The sequence below is a fragment of the Pseudomonas nitroreducens genome (genome assembly GCF_014204515.1).
Lineage (GTDB): Bacteria > Pseudomonadota > Gammaproteobacteria > Pseudomonadales > Pseudomonadaceae > Pseudomonas > Pseudomonas nitritireducens_A.
Genome location: NZ_JACHLI010000019.1, coordinates 73,033 through 89,471 on the forward strand (window position 1 = coordinate 73,033; position 16,439 = coordinate 89,471).

15 protein-coding genes are annotated in these 16,439 nt (G+C 66.8%); 7 read left to right on the forward strand and 8 right to left on the reverse strand.

Annotation, left to right across the window (positions count from 1 at the left end; genetic code table 11):
- The first annotated feature begins 71 nt into the window (after positions 1 to 71).
- Complete coding sequence (locus HNP46_RS21865) at positions 72 to 1,349, forward strand: outer membrane protein transport protein (protein ID WP_184593116.1); 1,278 nt, start codon at positions 72 to 74, stop codon at positions 1,347 to 1,349.
- 161 nt (positions 1,350 to 1,510) lie between these two features.
- On the opposite strand, the gene HNP46_RS21870 is transcribed toward HNP46_RS21865, so the two are convergent.
- Entirely contained in the window at positions 1,511 to 2,080 is a 570-nt protein-coding gene (locus HNP46_RS21870) for a MarR family winged helix-turn-helix transcriptional regulator (RefSeq protein WP_184593118.1), read from the reverse strand.
- A 113-nt stretch (positions 2,081 to 2,193) separates the two neighbouring features.
- Here HNP46_RS21870 and HNP46_RS21875 point away from each other — a divergent pair, with 113 nt between their 5' ends.
- The 3 genes from HNP46_RS21875 to HNP46_RS21885 are packed head-to-tail and all read left to right on the forward strand — an operon-like array spanning position 2,194 to position 2,969.
- On the forward strand, positions 2,194 to 2,418 hold the full coding sequence (locus HNP46_RS21875; RefSeq protein WP_184593120.1) for a glutaredoxin family protein: 225 nt from the start codon (positions 2,194 to 2,196) through the stop codon (positions 2,416 to 2,418).
- A 10-nt stretch (positions 2,419 to 2,428) separates the two neighbouring features.
- Positions 2,429 to 2,683, forward strand: a complete 255-nt coding sequence (locus HNP46_RS21880; RefSeq protein WP_184593122.1) for a DUF2024 family protein — start codon at positions 2,429 to 2,431, stop codon at positions 2,681 to 2,683.
- 4 nt (positions 2,684 to 2,687) lie between these two features.
- Positions 2,688 to 2,969 (forward strand): Rho-binding antiterminator, encoded by a 282-nt coding sequence (locus HNP46_RS21885; RefSeq protein WP_184593124.1) that lies wholly within the window; start codon positions 2,688 to 2,690, stop codon positions 2,967 to 2,969.
- 16 nt (positions 2,970 to 2,985) lie between these two features.
- On the opposite strand, the gene HNP46_RS21890 is transcribed toward HNP46_RS21885, so the two are convergent.
- Positions 2,986 to 3,525 carry a DUF2058 domain-containing protein gene (locus tag HNP46_RS21890; protein WP_184593126.1) on the reverse strand — a complete coding sequence of 180 codons (540 nt, stop codon included), beginning with the start codon at positions 3,523 to 3,525 and terminating at the stop codon, positions 2,986 to 2,988.
- Positions 3,526 to 3,687: 162 nt separating this feature from the next.
- Between HNP46_RS21890 and HNP46_RS21895 the strand changes: the two genes are divergently transcribed.
- Positions 3,688 to 4,620 carry an aspartyl/asparaginyl beta-hydroxylase domain-containing protein gene (locus HNP46_RS21895; protein ID WP_184593127.1) on the forward strand — a complete coding sequence of 311 codons (933 nt, stop codon included), beginning with the start codon at positions 3,688 to 3,690 and terminating at the stop codon, positions 4,618 to 4,620.
- Between the two features lie 230 nt (positions 4,621 to 4,850).
- Here HNP46_RS21895 and mazG read toward each other — a convergent pair whose 3' ends face one another.
- The 6 genes from mazG to HNP46_RS21925 all read right to left on the reverse strand — a co-directional run bounded on the left by mazG (position 4,851) and on the right by HNP46_RS21925 (position 12,488).
- Complete coding sequence (gene mazG, locus HNP46_RS21900; protein ID WP_184593129.1) at positions 4,851 to 5,684, reverse strand: nucleoside triphosphate pyrophosphohydrolase; 834 nt, start codon at positions 5,682 to 5,684, stop codon at positions 4,851 to 4,853.
- Positions 5,677 to 7,935, reverse strand: a complete 2,259-nt coding sequence (gene relA, locus HNP46_RS21905; protein WP_184593131.1) for a GTP diphosphokinase — start codon at positions 7,933 to 7,935, stop codon at positions 5,677 to 5,679. Before relA ends, mazG begins: the two co-directional genes overlap by 8 nt.
- 89 nt (positions 7,936 to 8,024) lie before the next feature.
- Positions 8,025 to 9,410, reverse strand: a complete 1,386-nt coding sequence (gene rlmD / locus HNP46_RS21910) for a 23S rRNA (uracil(1939)-C(5))-methyltransferase RlmD (RefSeq protein ID WP_184593140.1) — start codon at positions 9,408 to 9,410, stop codon at positions 8,025 to 8,027.
- 1 nt (position 9,411) lies between these two features.
- On the reverse strand, positions 9,412 to 10,311 hold the full coding sequence (gene cysM / locus HNP46_RS21915) for a cysteine synthase CysM (protein ID WP_184593142.1): 900 nt from the start codon (positions 10,309 to 10,311) through the stop codon (positions 9,412 to 9,414).
- 114 nt (positions 10,312 to 10,425) lie between these two features.
- A complete protein-coding gene (locus HNP46_RS21920) occupies positions 10,426 to 11,772 on the reverse strand; it encodes a HAMP domain-containing sensor histidine kinase (protein WP_184593144.1) in 1,347 nt (448 codons plus the stop codon).
- A gap of 2 nt (positions 11,773 to 11,774) precedes the next feature.
- Entirely contained in the window at positions 11,775 to 12,488 is a 714-nt protein-coding gene (locus HNP46_RS21925) for a response regulator transcription factor (RefSeq protein WP_184593146.1), read from the reverse strand.
- A gap of 127 nt (positions 12,489 to 12,615) precedes the next feature.
- Here HNP46_RS21925 and HNP46_RS21930 point away from each other — a divergent pair, with 127 nt between their 5' ends.
- Positions 12,616 to 15,387 carry a response regulator gene (locus tag HNP46_RS21930; RefSeq protein WP_184593149.1) on the forward strand — a complete coding sequence of 924 codons (2,772 nt, stop codon included), beginning with the start codon at positions 12,616 to 12,618 and terminating at the stop codon, positions 15,385 to 15,387.
- Between the two features lie 26 nt (positions 15,388 to 15,413).
- On the forward strand, positions 15,414 to 16,403 hold the full coding sequence (locus HNP46_RS21935; RefSeq protein ID WP_184593151.1) for a 2-hydroxyacid dehydrogenase: 990 nt from the start codon (positions 15,414 to 15,416) through the stop codon (positions 16,401 to 16,403).
- Positions 16,404 to 16,439 lie beyond the last annotated feature (36 nt).

Genomic DNA, 16,439 nt, shown 5'->3' on the forward strand with positions numbered 1-16,439 from the left:
TTTCCGGCACTACCCAAGTCACGGGAATCTTGATAGCTTGCGCGCCGTTAAACACAGGAGTTGCTCTTACAATGAAAACAACATGGCTCAAGACCACCCTAGCCCTGACCATTAGCGCTGCCTCCGCCCAGGTGCTTGCCAACGGCATCGCCATCAACGAGCAGAGCGCCAGCGGCGCCGGTACCGCCTACGCGGGCCGCGCTTCCTCGGCATTGGATGCCAGCACCATCTACGGCAACCCTGCCGGCATGTCCAAGCTCAAGCGTACTGAAGTCAGCGGCGGTCTGGCCGTGGTGTCCGCCAAGGACGACATCAGCGACGCCAACAGCACCGCCACCGGCTCCAACAAGGGCGACTCCGTCCCGCTGGCTGCCGTGCCGTTCGGCTACTTCGTCACCCCGCTGGATGACAAGGTCAGCGTCGGCCTGGGCATCTACGTGCCCTACGGCATCATCAACGACTACGAAAGTGGCTTCCAGGGCCGTTCCCACGGTTCCTACAGCAAGGTCCAGGTGATCACCGTCCAGCCGACCATCAGCTACAAGTTCAACGACGTGGTGTCCGTCGGCTTCGGCCCGACCATCAACCGCATCGACGGCAAGCTGGAAAACAACCTGGCTACCAAGGGCCTGTTCGGCGCCCCGGACGACACCAAGATCAGCATCAAGGGCGACGACACCGCCGCTGGCTTCAACGTCGGCCTGCTGATCACCCCGACCGAGAGCACCTCCATCGGCGCGACCTACCACTCCAAGGTCAAGTACGAGCTCAAGGGCCACACCACCGTTTCCAACTCGCCGGCCGGCCTGTTCGACTCGCGCATGGATGCCAGCCTGGACATCACCCTGCCCGAGTCCCTGGACCTGTCCGTCACCCAGAAGCTGGATGACCGCTGGACCGTCTACGGCGGCACCACCTGGACGCGCTGGAGCCGTCTGAAGTCCATCGAGGTGCAGAACACCGGCGCCCCGATCGCTTCCTTCGACACCATCGGCGAAGACCTCAGCTGGCACGACACCTGGTCCGCCGCCATCGGCACTTCCTACCAGGTCAACGACCAGTGGGTGCTGCGTACCGGCTTCGCCTACGACCCGTCGCCGACCACCAACGAGCACCGTACCGTGCGCATCCCGGTGGGCGATCGCAAGATCTTCACCCTGGGCGCCGGCTACTCGCCCAACGCCGACATGACCATCGACGTGGCGTACGCCTACCTGTGGGAATCCACCGCCGGCGTGAACCAGCCAGATGGCCAGGAACTGGCAGGCCTGCAACTGCAGCCGGCCTACAGCGCCAAGTACGACAACAGCGCCCATGGCCTGACCGCGCAGATGACCTATCGCTTCTGATAGCGTCTGCGTCATGAAAAAGCCGGGCTGATGCCCGGCTTTTTTATTTCAGTGCTGCTGTCGGACATTACCTGTAGGAGCGAGCTTGCTCGCGAACAGGATTTCCCGGCGAGCTTGCCCTCAAGCGGTTCGCGAGCCAGCTCGCTCCTGCACTGATCGACTCAGGCCGCTTCGTCCGGCGCGGCGTGTTCGCGGCAGATCAGCTCGCCTTCACGAGCTTCCAGGCGCTCGCCGGTCAGCCCGCAGAGCGCACCATCGTCCAGCTTCTGGTGGAAACGGCAGGTACGGCACAGACCGAAGCCCGGCACATTCTCCTGACGCTGCACAGTCGCCAGCAACTCGCGCAGCAGCTCGACCAGCAACTCGCTGCGCTCCCCCAGCGTCTCCTGGGCGCGGCGCAGGAAGGCCGGCGGCACCAGCGCATCGATCAGCCCCCTGCCCTCCGCCGTCAGCTCCAGGTGCACGCTGCGGCGATCCTGGGCGTCCGGGCGCTTCTCGATCAGCCCCTTGGTCTCCAGCGCCTTGAGCGACTGCGACACCGTGCCCTTGGTCAGCCCGAGGAAATCCGTCACTCCCAGCGGCGTATTCGAATAGCGGTTGCAGCGCGCCAGGTAGTTCAGCGCGCTCAACTGGATCGGCTGCAGGTCGGCCATCAGCGGCTGCTCGCGGGCCCAGGCGCGCATCAGGCTGGCGATGCGCTCGAGGTAGTCGTACAGGGTCGTATCGGTCATGGGCTGATCCCTCCGATAGATAGTATCGATCAAAAACCAGTTTGACAGAAGGCCGATTTCGCCCGCAGACTGAAATGGTATCGAATCGATACCTAATCAATCAGGAGAAGATCATGAGCAAAGCCGTTTACTACCATGCCGGTTGCCCCGTCTGCGTCGAAGCCGAGCGCGCCCTGCTGCCGCTGCTGAACCGCGAAGTGGAAGTGGTGCACCTGGGCGAGCAATCGCCGCGCATCGCCGAAGCAGAGGCGGCGGGCGTGAAATCGGTACCGGCGCTGGTGGTCGATGGGCAGGTGCTGCACCTGAACTTCGGCGCCGCCATCGCCGACCTCAAGTAGGAGAGGCGCCATGCAGGTCCACGTCTACGACACCCACGTGCGCACCCGCGATGGCCGCTACCTGCACTTCGACGTCCTGGTCCAGCCCGACGATGCCAGCCGTGCCGAGCACTTCGCCACGCACTGGCTGGCATCACGGGGCATCCAGGCGGCGGACGTGCAGGCGAGCCGCTGCCAGTTCTGCCACAGCGAGTTCTCCTCGCCGGCGGTGGAGGCGGCGCTGCACGGCCAGGGCTACGCGATCATCGAACTGGAGGGCTGCTGAGACCATGGCCGCCTACCAGCCAATGGACTGCGACCTCCACGACTTCCTGGAGATCGCCTGCCTGTATCGCTACTGGCTGCGGATCGAGCTGCGTGACGGCCTGGCGTTCGACGCCCAGGCCTTCACCACGCACACGCGACGCGGCGCGGACGGCGCGCAGGAGGAATACCTGGAAGTGCGGGTGGACGACGCCAGCCGCGAGCTGCGGCTGGATCGTCTGCACGCCATCACGCCACTGTCGGCGCAGGCGCTGTTCGGCAGGGTGGAGTTGTGCCCGGCCAGTTGAGCCGGCCGGGACGACCTCACCACATGAGGTCGTCGGGTACCACGTAATCCTTGTAGGTATCGTCATCGTCCGGCTCGCCGCTGGGCTCGCTGAGCAGGATGATGCGGCGTTCGTCGCGCTCCTGGATGCGCAGCGCGGCGTCGCGCGGAACGATCTCGTACTTGCCGTCGTAGCTGACGATGGCCAGGCTGCCGCGGCTGAGCTTGTCGCGGACCATGTCGTTGACCGCGATGCGCTTGACCTTCTTGTTGTCGACAAAGTTGTAATAGTCGTCCGTCTCCAGCTTGGGCAGGCGGGTCCCTTCGATCAACTGCTTGATCTGCGCGGTCTTGGCCTTCTTGTCGGCCTTTTCCTGCTGCTGGCGGTTCAGCTCGGCATCCCGCGCCTGCTTCTCGGCCTGGGCCTGCAGGGCCGCCTGGCGCTGGCTGTCGTCCTTCTGCACCTGGTTCTTGTGCTCCAGGCGCTGTTGCTTCTGCTTCTGCTTGCCGGCCTGCTTGGCCTGCTTTTCGTTGACCAGCCCGGCTTTCAGCAGCTGATCACGCAATGACATGCTCATTGATTAAGGCTCTCCAACAGCCCATGTTGATGCAGGACAAATCCTCGACGAACGCATGGCTTCGGCTGGACTGTCCACAGGGGGTATAATCCTCGGGCCTCAGCCAGCGCAGTGCAAGTGCCTGGCTCGATTTCACACCTCTGGAGCGGACCCGCCACCTCCATGCTGAAACTCATCGTTCTTGCGATCCTGGCAATCTTCCTCGTCGCCATCCTCTACGTACACCTGCGTGGCAAGGTGCGCCTGCCGTTCCTGCGCCAGGTAGTGAACCACTCCGCCTGGTTCGCCCCGTACAACTCGCTGATGTACCTGAACTCCAGCGTGCCGTCCAAGCCCTACCTGGACCGCGAGCGTTTCCCCGAACTCGACAAGCTGCGCGACAACTGGCAGATGATCCGCGCGGAAGCCGAGGCGCTGTTCGACGAGGGCTACATCCGCGACGCCCTGAACAATAACGAGGCCGGCTTCGGCTCCTTCTTCAAGAAGGGCTGGACCCGCTTCTACCTGACCTGGTACGACGGCCCCCTGCCCTCGGCGCAGCAGCTCTGCCCGAAGACCGTGGAACTGGTCAGCAGCATCCCCAACGTCAAGGGGGCGATGTTCACCCGCCTGCCGCCGCGCAGCCACCTGAACAAGCACCGCGACCCCTACGCCGGCTCGCTGCGCTATCACCTGGGCCTGGCCACGCCGAACTCCGATGATTGCCGCATCTTCGTCGACGGCCAGCCCTACGCCTGGCGCGACGGCCAGGACGTGATGTTCGACGAAACCTTCGTCCACTGGGTGAAGAACGAGACCGACGAATCGCGACTGATCCTCTTCTGCGACATCGAGCGTCCGCTCAAGTCCTCGCTGCTGACCCGCCTGAACCGCCGCGTCAGCGCCTTCCTCGGCCGCGCCACGGCGCCGCAGAACGTCGAGGGCGAGCGTGTCGGCGGCATCAACCAGGCCTACTCGGTGCTGATCCGCCTGGGCGATGCCGTGGGCAGCAAGGTGAAGGTGTTCAAGCGCGCCTATCCCAAGGCCTACCGCATCGGCCGACCGATCCTCGCGGTGCTACTGCTGGTGCTGGTCCTGCGCTGGTTGTTCGGCTGAGCATCATGCACCTGTCGGTGCGGGCCATGCGCGCGATCGCGGGCATGGCCCGCTCCTACATTCAGCTCCGGCGTAGGGCGAAACTGTAGGAGCGAGCTGGCTCGCGAACAGTTATCCGGCAACGCCGGCGTCGAGCGGTTCGCGAGCAAGCTCGCTCCTACGAAGAGCCACAATTAAAAGCCCCGCGGTTGCGGGGCTTTTTTGTGGACGCTGATTCAACGATGGAGAACTTATCCACAGCTGAGCGGGTTCTTCTCGTCGCGCTTGGCCGCGCCCCACAGCTCGTCCATCTCTTCCAGGTTGCTGTCTTCCAGGGTCCGACCCTGGTCGCGCAGGGCGGTCTCGATGTAGCGGAAGCGCCGCTCGAACTTGGCGTTGGCGGCGCGCAGGGCGGTTTCCGGGTCGACCTTGAGCTTGCGCGCCAGGTTGACCACCACGAACAGCAGGTCGCCCACCTCCTCCGCCTGGGCTTCGGTGTCGCCACCGGCCATGGCTTCGAGCACCTCGTCCAACTCCTCGCGGACCTTGTCCACCACCGGCAGCGCATCGGCCCAGTCGAAGCCGACCTGGGAAGCGCGCTTCTGCAGCTTGGCTGCGCGGCTCAGGGCCGGCAGCGCGTTGGGCACGTCGTCCAGCAGGGACAGCTGCACCGGTTCGGCGGCCTTGGCGGCACGCTCCTCGGCCTTCAGCTCTTCCCAGCGCTGCTTGACCGCGGCTTCCTCCAGCTTCGCCGGGTCCGGCTCGCCGTACAGGTCGCCATCGGGGAACACGTGGGGATGGCGGCGGATCAGCTTGCGGGTGATGCCATCGACCACGGCGTCGAACTCGAAGCGCCCTTCTTCCCGCGCCAGCTGCGCGTAGTAGACGACCTGGAAGAGCAGGTCGCCCAGCTCCTCGCGCAGGTGGTCGAAGTCGCCGCGCTCGATGGCATCGGCGACTTCGTAGGCCTCTTCGAGGGTGTACGGGACGATGGTCGCGTAGCTCTGCTTGAGGTCCCACGGACAGCCGTTCTGCGGATCGCGCAGGCGGGCCATGAGGTACAGCAGGTCTTCGAGCTTATGCATCCTTGGCACCTGCGCGATCACGCCGCGCCTCGATGATGTTGGGCAACTGGGAGATGCGCGCCAGCAGGCGGCCCAGCGAATCGAGACCGGGGATCTCGATGGTCAGGCGCATGATCGCGGTGTTGTCTTCCTTGTCCGAACGGGTATTCACCGCCAGCACGTTGATGCGCTCGTTGAGCAGCATCTGCGAGACGTCGCGCAGCAGGCCGGAACGGTCGTAGGCACGGATGACGATATCCACCGGGTAAGTGCTGACCGGCACCGGCCCCCAGCTGACCTGGATGATCCGCTCCGGCTCGCGGCCGGCCAGTTGCAGCGCGGTGGCGCAGTCCTGGCGGTGGATGGTGACGCCGCGGCCAAGGGTGATGTATCCGACGATCGGATCACCCGGCAGCGGCTGGCAGCAGCCGGCCATCTGCGTGAGCAGGTTGCCGACGCCCTGGATCTGGATGTCGCCGCGCTTGCCGTGGCCGATCTTGCTGGGCTTGCGCGGAATGAGTTCGAGCTGCTCTGTGCCGCGCTCGGGCTCCACCAGCTGCTGCGCGTAGTTGACCACGTGGGCCAGGCGCAGGTCGCCGGCGCCCAGGGCGGCGAAGAGGTCTTCGCCGGTCTTGTAGTTGGCCTTCTCGGCGAGTTTCTCGAAGTCCACCGGCGGCAGCGCCAGGCGGCCCAGCTCGCGTTCGAGCATGGCCTTGCCGGCGGCGACGTTCTGGTCGCGTGCCTGCAGCTTGAACCAGTGGACGATCTTCGCCCGCGCCCGCGACGTGGTGACGTAGCCCAGGTTCTGGTTCAGCCAGTCGCGGCTCGGCCCGCTCTGCTTGCCGGTGATGATCTCCACCTGCTCGCCGGTCTGCAGGCTGTAGTTGAGCGGCACGATGCGCCCGTTGATCTTGGCGCCACGGCAGTTGTGCCCCACCTCGGTATGCACGCGGTAGGCGAAGTCCAGCGGCGTGGAGCCCTTGGGCAGGTCGATGGCGTGGCCGTCGGGGGTAAAGACGTAGACGCGGTCGGGCTCGATATCCACCCGCAGCTGTTCGGCCAGGCCGCCGATATCGCCCAGTTCCTCGTGCCACTCCAGCACCTGGCGCAGCCAGGAAATCTTCTCTTCGTAGTGGTTGGAGCTGGCCTTGACGTCGGTGCCCTTGTAGCGCCAGTGCGCGCAGACGCCCAGCTCGGCTTCCTCGTGCATGGAGTGGGTGCGGATCTGCACTTCCAGCACCTTGCCCTCGGGGCCGATCACTGCGGTGTGCAGCGAGCGGTAACCGTTTTCCTTGGGGTTGGCGATGTAGTCGTCGAATTCCTTGGGGATGTGCCGCCACAGGGTGTGCACGATGCCCAGCGCGGTGTAGCAATCGCGCATTTCCGGCACCAGCACGCGTACCGCGCGCACGTCGTAGATCTGGCTGAAATCCAGGCCCTTGCGCTGCATCTTCCGCCAGATGGAATAGATGTGCTTGGCGCGCCCGGACAGGTCGGCCTTGATGCCGGTGGCGGCCAGGGCTTCCTTGAGCTGCCCCATGACGGTGGCGATGTACTGCTCGCGGTCCAGCCGGCGCTCGTGTAGCAGCTTGGCGATCTGCTTGTACTGATCGGGCTCCAGGTAGCGGAAGGACAGGTCCTCCAGCTCCCACTTGATGTGGCCGATGCCTAAGCGATGGGCCAGCGGCGCGTAGATGTCGAACACCTCGCGGGCGACGCGCATGCGCTTCTCGTCATCGCCGTTCTTCACCGCGCGGATCGCGCAGGTGCGTTCGGCCAGCTTGATCAGCGCGACGCGGACGTCGTCGACCATGGCCACCAGCATCTTGCGCAGGTTCTCGATCTGCGCCTGGGTGCCGAGCACCAGGGATTGCCGGGGGCTGAGGCTGGTGCTGATCGCCGCCATGCGCAGCACGCCCTCGATCAGCTTGGCGACCACCGGACCGAAGCGCTGGGCGACGTCCTCCAGCTTGACCTTGCCCTCGCGCACGCCGCGGTAGATCACCGCGGCGACCAGGGATTCCTGGTCGAGCTTGAGGTCCGCCAGGATCTCGGCGATCTCCAGTCCCGTCTGGAAACTGGAAGTGCCGTCCGCCCAGGAGTTGTCAGTCGTGCTGACAGCCTTGTCTTCCACCTCGCGAGCGAACTCGCAGGCTTCCAGCAGGACCTTGCGATCCAGGCCCGGGACCAGGGTCTGGACATGGTCCAGCCAGGCCTCGAGATTGATGCTGCCGTCGGTGTTGACCGGCTGATGCGCTCTCACCTGTACCATCGTGTCTACCCTTCCCCACGGTGCGCCACAACACACCGCTCACTGCGCCGGCCTTTCTTGCTTGAGCCGGTCGGATTGCGCAAGCCGTCCTAGCCTGCCTCGAACAAAGCCATGGCCTCGACATGGGCCGTCTGCGGGAACATGTCGAGGATGCCGGCGCGCTTCAGACGATAGCCCTGTCGGGCCAGCTCGCCAGCGTCGCGCGCCAGGGTCGCCGGGTTGCAGGACACATACAGTACCCGCTCCGCGCCCAGTGAACGCATCTGCCGCGCCGGCTCGAAGGCTCCGTCACGCGGAGGGTCGAGCAGCACGGCGGTGAAATCCTCCGCCGCCCAGGGGGCGTCGGCAAGTGGTTTCGCCAGGTCCGCCTGGTGGAACCGGGTATTGCCCAGGCCATTGGCGCGGGCGTTGGCGGCGGCGCGCTCGACCATGGTCTGCACGCCTTCCACCCCCACCACCTCGCGCACCTGGCGCGCCAGCGGCAGGGCGAAGTTGCCCAGGCCGCAGAACAGGTCCAGCACGCGCTCATCAGGGCCTGGCTTCAGCCAGTCCAGCGCCTGCGCGACCATGGCCTCGTTCACCGGCTCGTTGACCTGCACGAAGTCGCCGGGACGGTAGGCCAGGGTCAGATCCCAGGCTTCGAGCCGGAAGCCCAGCTCGCGGTTCCGGCTATTTTCAGCAGCTTCGGAGCAGAGCGTCGGCTCGCCGTCACCCTGCAAGCCGTCACCGTGTAACCACAGTTGCACATCCCGTGCCGAACAGAATTCCAGCAGTCGCGCGCGATCGCCATCGGACAAAGGTTCGATATGCCGCAGCAGCACTGCGCTGGCAGTGCCGTGGAACAGCTCGACATGGCCCAGCGCCTGGGGCTTGGCGAAAGCGCGGAGCACGTCCGGCAGCTCGCGGGCCAGCACCTGCAGCTCGGGCACCAGCACCAGGCAGTCGTCGAAGGCGACAATGGCCTGACTGGCCGCGGCGCGGAAGCCGATGTCCAGGCGCTTGGCCTTCACGTCCCAGCGCACGGCCAGGCGAGCGCGGCGGCGGTAGCCGAATTCCGGGCCGACCAGCGGCGCAGCCCACTCCTCGGGAGTCAGGCCGGAGAAGCGCTCCAGTTGCTCGGCCAGGGTGCGCTGCTTGAGTTCCAGCTGCTCGGCGTGGGACAGGTGCTGCAGGCTGCAACCGCCGCAAGTGCCGGCCACCGGGCAAGGCTCGCGGCGGCGGTTGGCGGCGGCGGTGAAGATACGTTCGCTACGGGCGTCGACGATCTGCGCGCGGGCGGAAAGCACGCGGGCTTCCACGGCCTCGCCGGGCAGGGCGTTGTCGACGAACCAGGTACGCCCGTCGATATGGGCGATGCCGCGGCCGTCATGGGCCAGGCGCTCGATGTTCAGGCGCTGCTTCTTGCCCACGGGTACCGCAGGGCTGCGCGCACCACCACTGGGCTGGAAGCGCAGGCCGGATCTCTGCTTGGCCATGTCAGTTGGAGTCGAACACGCCCGAGGACAGGTAACGGTCGCCACGGTCGCAGATGATCGCCACCAGGGTCGCGTTTTCCAGCTCGAGGGACAGGCGCAGCATGGCCGCCACCGCACCGCCGGAGGAGACGCCGCAGAAGATGCCCTCTTCACGGGCCAGGCGACGCATCACGTCCTCGGCCTCGGTCTGCTGCATGTCGACCACGCGGTCGACGCGGGTGGCGTCGAAGATCTTCGGCAGGTATTCCTGCGGCCAGCGGCGGATGCCGGGGATGGCCGAGCCTTCCATCGGCTGCAGGCCGACGATCTGCACGTCGGGGTTCTGCTCCTTGAGGTAGCGCGACACGCCCATGATGGTGCCGGTGGTGCCCATGGAGCTGACGAAATGGGTGATCTCACCGCCGGTCTGCTGCCAGATTTCCGGGCCGGTGGAATGGTAGTGGGCGACCGGGTTGTCGCCGTTGGCGAACTGGTCGAGGACCTTGCCCTGGCCTTCGCGGGCCATCTGGTCGGCGAGGTCGCGGGCGCCTTCCATGCCCTGTTCCTTGGTCACCAGGATCAGCTCGGCGCCGTAGGCGGTCATCGCCGCCTTGCGTTCGGCGGTGGAGTTGTCGGGCATGATCAGGATCATGCGGTAGCCCTTGATCGCCGCGGCCATCGCCAGGGCGATGCCGGTGTTGCCAGACGTGGCCTCGATCAGCGTGTCGCCGGGCCTGATGTCGCCGCGCAGTTCGGCTCGGGTGATCATCGACAGCGCCGGGCGATCCTTCACCGAACCTGCCGGGTTGTTGCCTTCGAGCTTCACCAGCAGGGTGTTGGAGGTTTCCCCGGCCAGGCGCTGCAGGCGCACCAGCGGGGTATTGCCGACGCAATCGGCGATAGTCGGGTACTGCACGGTCATGGAGGCACTCGGATCTGGAACAGGGCGCCCTATGATACCGGCAAAAAACGCAGCGCCATACGAAACTTCCTAACAAGCCGTGTTTGCAGCCGCCCACTTCGGCCGCAAGGCAGCTCAGGCGGCGGCTGCATCCGGCAGGCGCAGGTGCACGCGCAGCCCGGCTTCGGCGCAGTCCGCCCAGAGCTCGCCGCCCTGCAGGCGCAGGGAGCTGCGGGCGATGCTCAGGCCCAGGCCGAAGCCCTCGCCGGTACGCGCGTCGGACAACCGGGTGAACGGCAGGAAGATGCGTTCCAGGTCACTTTGCGCCACGCCGGGGCCATCATCCTCCAGCCACAGGTGCCAGCCGCCGGCCTCGCGCCGGCCGCTCAGGCGGATGCGGCCGTCCGCCGGGGAATGGCGGATGGCGTTGCGCAACAGGTTTTCCAGGGCCTGGGCCAGGCCGTTGAGATGACCGTGTACGCGACAGTCCGCCGGGACCTGGTAAAGGAAGCGCTCGGCACTCCAGCCGGCCTCGAAACGCGCGTCGTCCACCAGCAGGTCCCACAGCGAACGCAGGTCGATGTCCTCCAGCGGCGGACGCGGGCGCTCGGTATCCAGCCAGGCCAGCTCCAGGGTGTCGGCGACCAGCCGCTGCATCACTTCCACCTCGCGCTCGACCCGCTGGCGCAGCGCGGTTTCGCTGATCGGGCTTTCCCCGGCCACGCGCAGGCGGCTCAGCGGCGTGCGCAATTCGTGGGAGAGATCGCGCAGCAGTTGGCGCTGCAGGCCGACGTGGCCGCGCAGGCGTTCAGCCATGTGGTCCAGGGCGCGGCCCAGTTCGCCCAGCTCGTCGCGCCGGGTGATCAGCTCCGGGCCGGCGACCGAGCCGAGATCGTCCGCCTCCAGGGCGTTGGCGTGCTCGCGCAGGCGCCCCAGCGGGCGCACCAGACGCCGGTAGATCAGCCCGCAGAGCAGCAGCGCGAGGATCGCCGGCACCAGCGCATGGCTGATGGACTGGCGCAGGAAGGTCAGCCCGCCAGGCAGGAAGCGCTGCGGCAACTGCACCACCAGCCGGCCGGCAGCGGGCGCATCGGGGAAGGGAATGCCGATGTAGGGCAGGGTCACCGAGCGCGAGCTCACCGGCCAGTCCAGGCCGCGCTGGAAGGTCAGGTGGGCGATATCCGCCATGGGCAACGGCTGGCTCGCCAGCGACTGCAGGCGGCCGTCCACCACCACCATCCACACTGGCTCGCGCTGCTGCATCTGCGCCAGCCAGGCATCGACGCCAGGGGCGCCTTGTTCCTGCCAGGCCTGCTGGGCTTCGTGGGCATAGCCACCGAGGACCTCTCGGGCTTCCTCGGACAGGTTGTAGCTGTCGCGCTCCATCTGCTTGCCCCAGTTCCAGGACAGCCAGATCACCGACAGGCCGAACACCACCAGGGCGATGGCCAGTTTCCAGAACAGCGAGTGGCGGCCGGGCATCGTCAGTCTTCGCTCTCGGCAAACACGTAGCCCTTGCCCCACACGGTGTGCAGCTGGTGGCGCAGGTAGCCGATGGCCTGCAGCTTGCGGCGCAGGTGGCTGACATGCATGTCCAGGCTGCGGTCATGGGCGGTGAAGGCACGGTGCAGCACGTGCTGGTAAAGGAAGGGCTTGCTCAGGGTCTCGCCCTGGCTGCCGAGGAAGGTCTCCAGCAGGCGGTACTCGGTAGCGGTCAGCCCGGCCCAGTGGCCGTCGAGGCCGACGTCGTCCTTCTGCGGGTCCAGTTGCAGACCGGTGGGCGTCGTCGTCGCTGGCGGCTGGCTGGCGCGCTCCAGGGCGACCCGGCGCAGCACGGCATCCACGCGGACACTCAGCTCGGCGAGACTGAACGGCTTGGGCAGGTAGTCATCGGCGCCCTGGGAAAAACCGGCGATGCGGTCCTGCTCGGCGCCCAGGGCGGACATCAGGATCACCGGCACCGCACGCTCGCGGCGCAGGCTGCGGAGGATATCCAGGCCGCCGGTGCCGGGCAGCATGATGTCCATCAGCACCAGGTCATAGTCGCCGCCACGCGCCTGCGCCAGGCCCTCGTCGCCGTCCTGGCACCAGGTGACGTCGAAGCCACGCTCGCTCAGATGGGAAGACAGGTGGGCGCCCAGGGTCGGGTCGTCCTCGATGGTCAGCAGACGCAGGCCGGACGCAGCTATGGCATTCATATCAAATAAGAGTGATTAGCAATTGCGTGAAGTATTCACGATTCCACGCGTCCAGGGCAAGGCAAAGGGCTTCCGGGGCAGGTCCGAACCGCTACACTGCCGGGGATAAACGCATCGGAGGAAGCGCGTGTTCAAGGATCTCGGCATCAAGGGACGGGTACTGCTGCTCACCCTGCTGCCCACCAGCCTGCTGGCGCTGGTGCTGGGCGGCTATTTCACCTGGGTGCAGCTGGCGGACATGCACGCCCAGCTGATCGAGCGCGGCCAACTGATCGCCGAGCAGCTGGCGCCGCTGTCGGCCCCAGCCATGGCCAACCACAACAATGCGTTGCTGGAGCGCATCGCCAACGAGGCGCTGGACCAGCCCGACGTGCGCGCCGTGACCTTCCTCGATCCGGAGCGGGAAAAACTCGTCCACGCCGGCCCCAGCATCCTCACCCCGATGCCCAGCGGCGACGGCTCGCACCTGAGCATGGCGAGCAACCTGGACACCACCCACTTCCTCCTCCCCGTGCTGGGCAAGCACCGCAGCCTGTCGGGCGATCCCGACGACGACGCCGACAAGCTGCTGGGCTGGGTCGAGCTGGAACTGTCCCACCATGGCACCCTGCTGCGCGGCTACCGCAGCCTGTTCACCAGCCTGCTGCTGATCGGCGCCGGGCTGGCGGTCACCGCCCTCCTCGCCCTGCGCATGAGCCGGGCGATCAACGCGCCGCTGGGGCAGATCGCCCAGGGCGTCGCGCAGCTCAAGGAAGGCCGCCTGGAAACCCGCCTGCCGGCCCTGGGCAGCCACGAGCTGGACGAGCTGGCCGGCGGCATCAACCGCATGGCCGAGGCGCTGCAGAGCGCCCAGGAAGAGATGCAGCACAACATCGACCAGGCCACCGAGGACGTGCGGCAGAACCTGGAGACCATCGAGATCCAGAACATCGAGCTGGACCTGGCGCGCAAGGAGGCCCTGGAGGCCAGCCGGATCAAGTCCGAGTTCCTCGCCAACATGAGCCACGAGATCCGCACCCCGCTCAACGGCATCATCGGCTTCACCAACCTGCTGCAGAAGAGCGAGATGACCAGCCGCCAGCAGGACTACCTGGGGACCATCCACAAATCCGCCGAGAGCCTGCTGGGGATCATCAACGAGATCCTCGACTTCTCGAAGATCGAGGCCGGCAAGCTGGTGCTGGAGAACATCCCGTTCAACCTGCGCGAGCTGATCCAGGATACCCTGACCATCCTCGCCCCCGCCGCCCACGAGAAGCACCTGGAGCTGGTCAGCCTGATCTACCGCGACACCCCGCTGCAGCTGGTAGGCGACCCGCAGCGCCTGAAGCAGGTGCTGACCAACCTGGTGAGCAACGCCATCAAGTTCACCCACGACGGCAGCATCGCCGTGCGCGCCATGCTCGAAGACGAAAGCGACGACCGCGCACAGCTGCGCATCAGCGTGCAGGACACCGGCGTGGGCCTCACCGACGCCGACCTGCGCGCGCTGTTCCAGGCCTTCAGCCAGGCCGACAACTCCCTCTCGCGCCAGGCTGGCGGCACCGGCCTCGGGCTGGTGATCTCCAAGCGCCTGATCGAGCAGATGGGCGGCGAGATCGGCGTGGAAAGCAGCGCCGGCGACGGCTCGGAATTCTGGATCAGCCTCAACCTGCCCAAGGCCCGCGACGACGGCGACGACCTGCCGCCGGCGCTCACCGGCGGCCTGCGCGTGGCGCTCTACGAACCCCACGAGCTGACCCGCACCGCGCTGCATCACCAGCTGGAAGACTGCGGCCTGGAAGTCACCGAGTTCGCCGACCTCGCCGCCCTGGAAAAAGCCCTGCAGGGGGCACCCAAGGAACAGACGCCGATCACCCTGGCGCTGCTCGGCGTAACCGCCGCCGAACACCCGCCCGAGGCGCTGCGCCAGGCCATCCGCGAGCTGGAGCAGCACGGCTGCAAGAGCCTGGTACTGTGCCCGACCATCGAGCAGGCGCACTACAACGACGTGCTGCCCGACGCCCAGGTGCAGAGCAAGCCGGCCTGCACCCGCAAGCTGCAGCAGGCGATGAACGAACTCCTGCACCTGCGCCCGCTGCGCAAGGACAAGTCCGCCAACGGCAAGCTGGAGCGCACCCCACGCCTGCTCTGCGTCGACGACAACCCGGCCAACCTGCTGCTGGTGAAGACCCTGCTCGGCGACCTGGGCGCCGAGGTGCTCGCCGTCGACAGCGGCCTGGCCGCCGTCGAGGCGGTGCAGCGCGAGCGCTTCGACCTGGTGTTCATGGACGTGCAGATGCCGGTCATGGACGGCCGCCAGGCCACTGAAGCGATCCGCCACTGGGAAAGCGATCGCGAGGTCAGCCCGGTGCCGATCATCGCCCTCACCGCCCATGCCCTGGCCAACGAAAAGCGCGCGCTGCTGCAGGGCGGCATGGACGACTACCTGACCAAGCCGATCGACGAACGCCAGCTGGTCCAGGTGATCCTCAAGTGGACCGGTCTGGCCCTGGGCGAACCGCGCGACGAGCGCCCGCGCCACGCCGAGTCGGCCCTGAGCGGCCTCAGCGTGCTCGACCACGAGGAAGGCCTGCGCCTGGCCGCCGGCAAGCCGGAACTGGCCGCCGACATGCTCGGCATGCTGCTCGCCTCGCTGTCCGCCGACCGCCAGGTGATCGGCCAGGCCCGCGAGCGCGGTGATCGCCACACCCTGCTCGAACGCATCCATCGCCTGCACGGCGCCACCCGCTACTGCGGCGTGCCGATGCTGCGCGCCGCCTGCCAGCGCGCCGAGACCCTGCTCAAGCAGAACGAGCCGGATGCGCCCGCTGCCCTGGACGAGCTGGACCGCGCCATGGGCGAGCTGGCCCAGGCTGCCGAGGAACTGGCGGAAACCGAAGCCGGGCACACGACCTGACGCCCGCCCTGAAGATGGAAGCCCCGATGCGCATCATCCTGTTCAGCAACCAGACCTATGATCGCGACAGCTTTCTGGCCGCCAACCACGGCCACGGCTTCGAACTGCACTTCCAGCAGGCCCAGCTGCGCCTGGACACCGTGGCCCTGGCCATGGGCTTCGAAGTGGTCTGCCCGTTCGTCAACGACGACCTCTCCCGTCCGGTGCTGGAACACCTGGCGGCCGGCGGCACGAAACTGATCGCCCTGCGCTCGGCCGGCTACAACCACGTCGACCTGGCCGCCGCCCACGCACTGGGGCTGGCGGTGGTGCGCGTGCCGGCCTATTCCCCCCACGCCGTCGCCGAACATGGCGTCGGCCTGGTTCTGGCGCTCTGTCGACACCTGCACCGCGCCTACAACCGCACCCGCGAAGGCGACTTCTCCCTGCACGGCCTGACCGGTTTCGACCTCCACGGGCGCACCGTCGGGGTGATCGGCAGCGGCCAGATCGGCGAAGTCTTCGCCCGCATCATGAGTGGCTTCGGCTGCCACATCCTGGCCTACGACCCCTACCCCAACCGCGCCATCGAAGCCCTGGGCGGGCGTTTCGTCGAGCTGGACGAACTGCTCGCGCAGTCCGACATCATCAGCCTGCACTGCCCGCTCAACGACGCCACCCAGCACCTGATCAACGCCGACAGCCTGGAACGCATGAAGCGCGGCTCGATGCTGATCAACACCGGTCGCGGCGCGCTGGTGGACACCCCGGCGCTGATCGAGGCGCTGAAAAGCGGTCAGCTCGGCTACCTGGGCCTGGACGTCTATGAAGAAGAAGCCGAGATCTTCTTCGCCGACCGCTCCGACCAGCCGCTGCAGGACGACGTGCTGGCGCGCCTGTTGACCTTCCCCAACGTGATCATCACCGCGCACCAGGCCTTCCTCACCCGCGAGGCGCTCGCCGGGATCGCCCAGACCACCCTGGCCAACATCGCCGCGTGGCAGGCCGGCAACCCGGTCAACCTGGTGAAAATCTGAGCAGAAGGCGCTCGCATCCGCACGCCACGCGCCCTA

What these genes read in the sequence shown, in the direction of transcription:
- HNP46_RS21920 (WP_184593144.1), bottom strand. Translation starts at nt 11,772, where the DNA reads ATGCCCGGCCGCCACTCGCTGTTCTGGAAACTGGCCATCGCCCTGGTG.
- HNP46_RS21870 (WP_184593118.1), bottom strand. Translation starts at nt 2,080, where the DNA reads ATGACCGATACGACCCTGTACGACTACCTCGAGCGCATCGCCAGCCTG.
- relA (WP_184593131.1), bottom strand. Translation starts at nt 7,935, where the DNA reads ATGGTACAGGTGAGAGCGCATCAGCCGGTCAACACCGACGGCAGCATC.
- HNP46_RS21875 (WP_184593120.1), top strand. Translation starts at nt 2,194, where the DNA reads ATGAGCAAAGCCGTTTACTACCATGCCGGTTGCCCCGTCTGCGTCGAA.
- mazG (WP_184593129.1), bottom strand. Translation starts at nt 5,684, where the DNA reads ATGCATAAGCTCGAAGACCTGCTGTACCTCATGGCCCGCCTGCGCGAT.
- HNP46_RS21890 (WP_184593126.1), bottom strand. Translation starts at nt 3,525, where the DNA reads ATGAGCATGTCATTGCGTGATCAGCTGCTGAAAGCCGGGCTGGTCAAC.
- HNP46_RS21865 (WP_184593116.1), top strand. Translation starts at nt 72, where the DNA reads ATGAAAACAACATGGCTCAAGACCACCCTAGCCCTGACCATTAGCGCT.
- HNP46_RS21885 (WP_184593124.1), top strand. Translation starts at nt 2,688, where the DNA reads ATGGCCGCCTACCAGCCAATGGACTGCGACCTCCACGACTTCCTGGAG.
- cysM (WP_184593142.1), bottom strand. Translation starts at nt 10,311, where the DNA reads ATGACCGTGCAGTACCCGACTATCGCCGATTGCGTCGGCAATACCCCG.
- HNP46_RS21925 (WP_184593146.1), bottom strand. Translation starts at nt 12,488, where the DNA reads ATGAATGCCATAGCTGCGTCCGGCCTGCGTCTGCTGACCATCGAGGAC.
- HNP46_RS21895 (WP_184593127.1), top strand. Translation starts at nt 3,688, where the DNA reads ATGCTGAAACTCATCGTTCTTGCGATCCTGGCAATCTTCCTCGTCGCC.
- HNP46_RS21880 (WP_184593122.1), top strand. Translation starts at nt 2,429, where the DNA reads ATGCAGGTCCACGTCTACGACACCCACGTGCGCACCCGCGATGGCCGC.
- rlmD (WP_184593140.1), bottom strand. Translation starts at nt 9,410, where the DNA reads ATGGCCAAGCAGAGATCCGGCCTGCGCTTCCAGCCCAGTGGTGGTGCG.
- HNP46_RS21935 (WP_184593151.1), top strand. Translation starts at nt 15,414, where the DNA reads ATGCGCATCATCCTGTTCAGCAACCAGACCTATGATCGCGACAGCTTT.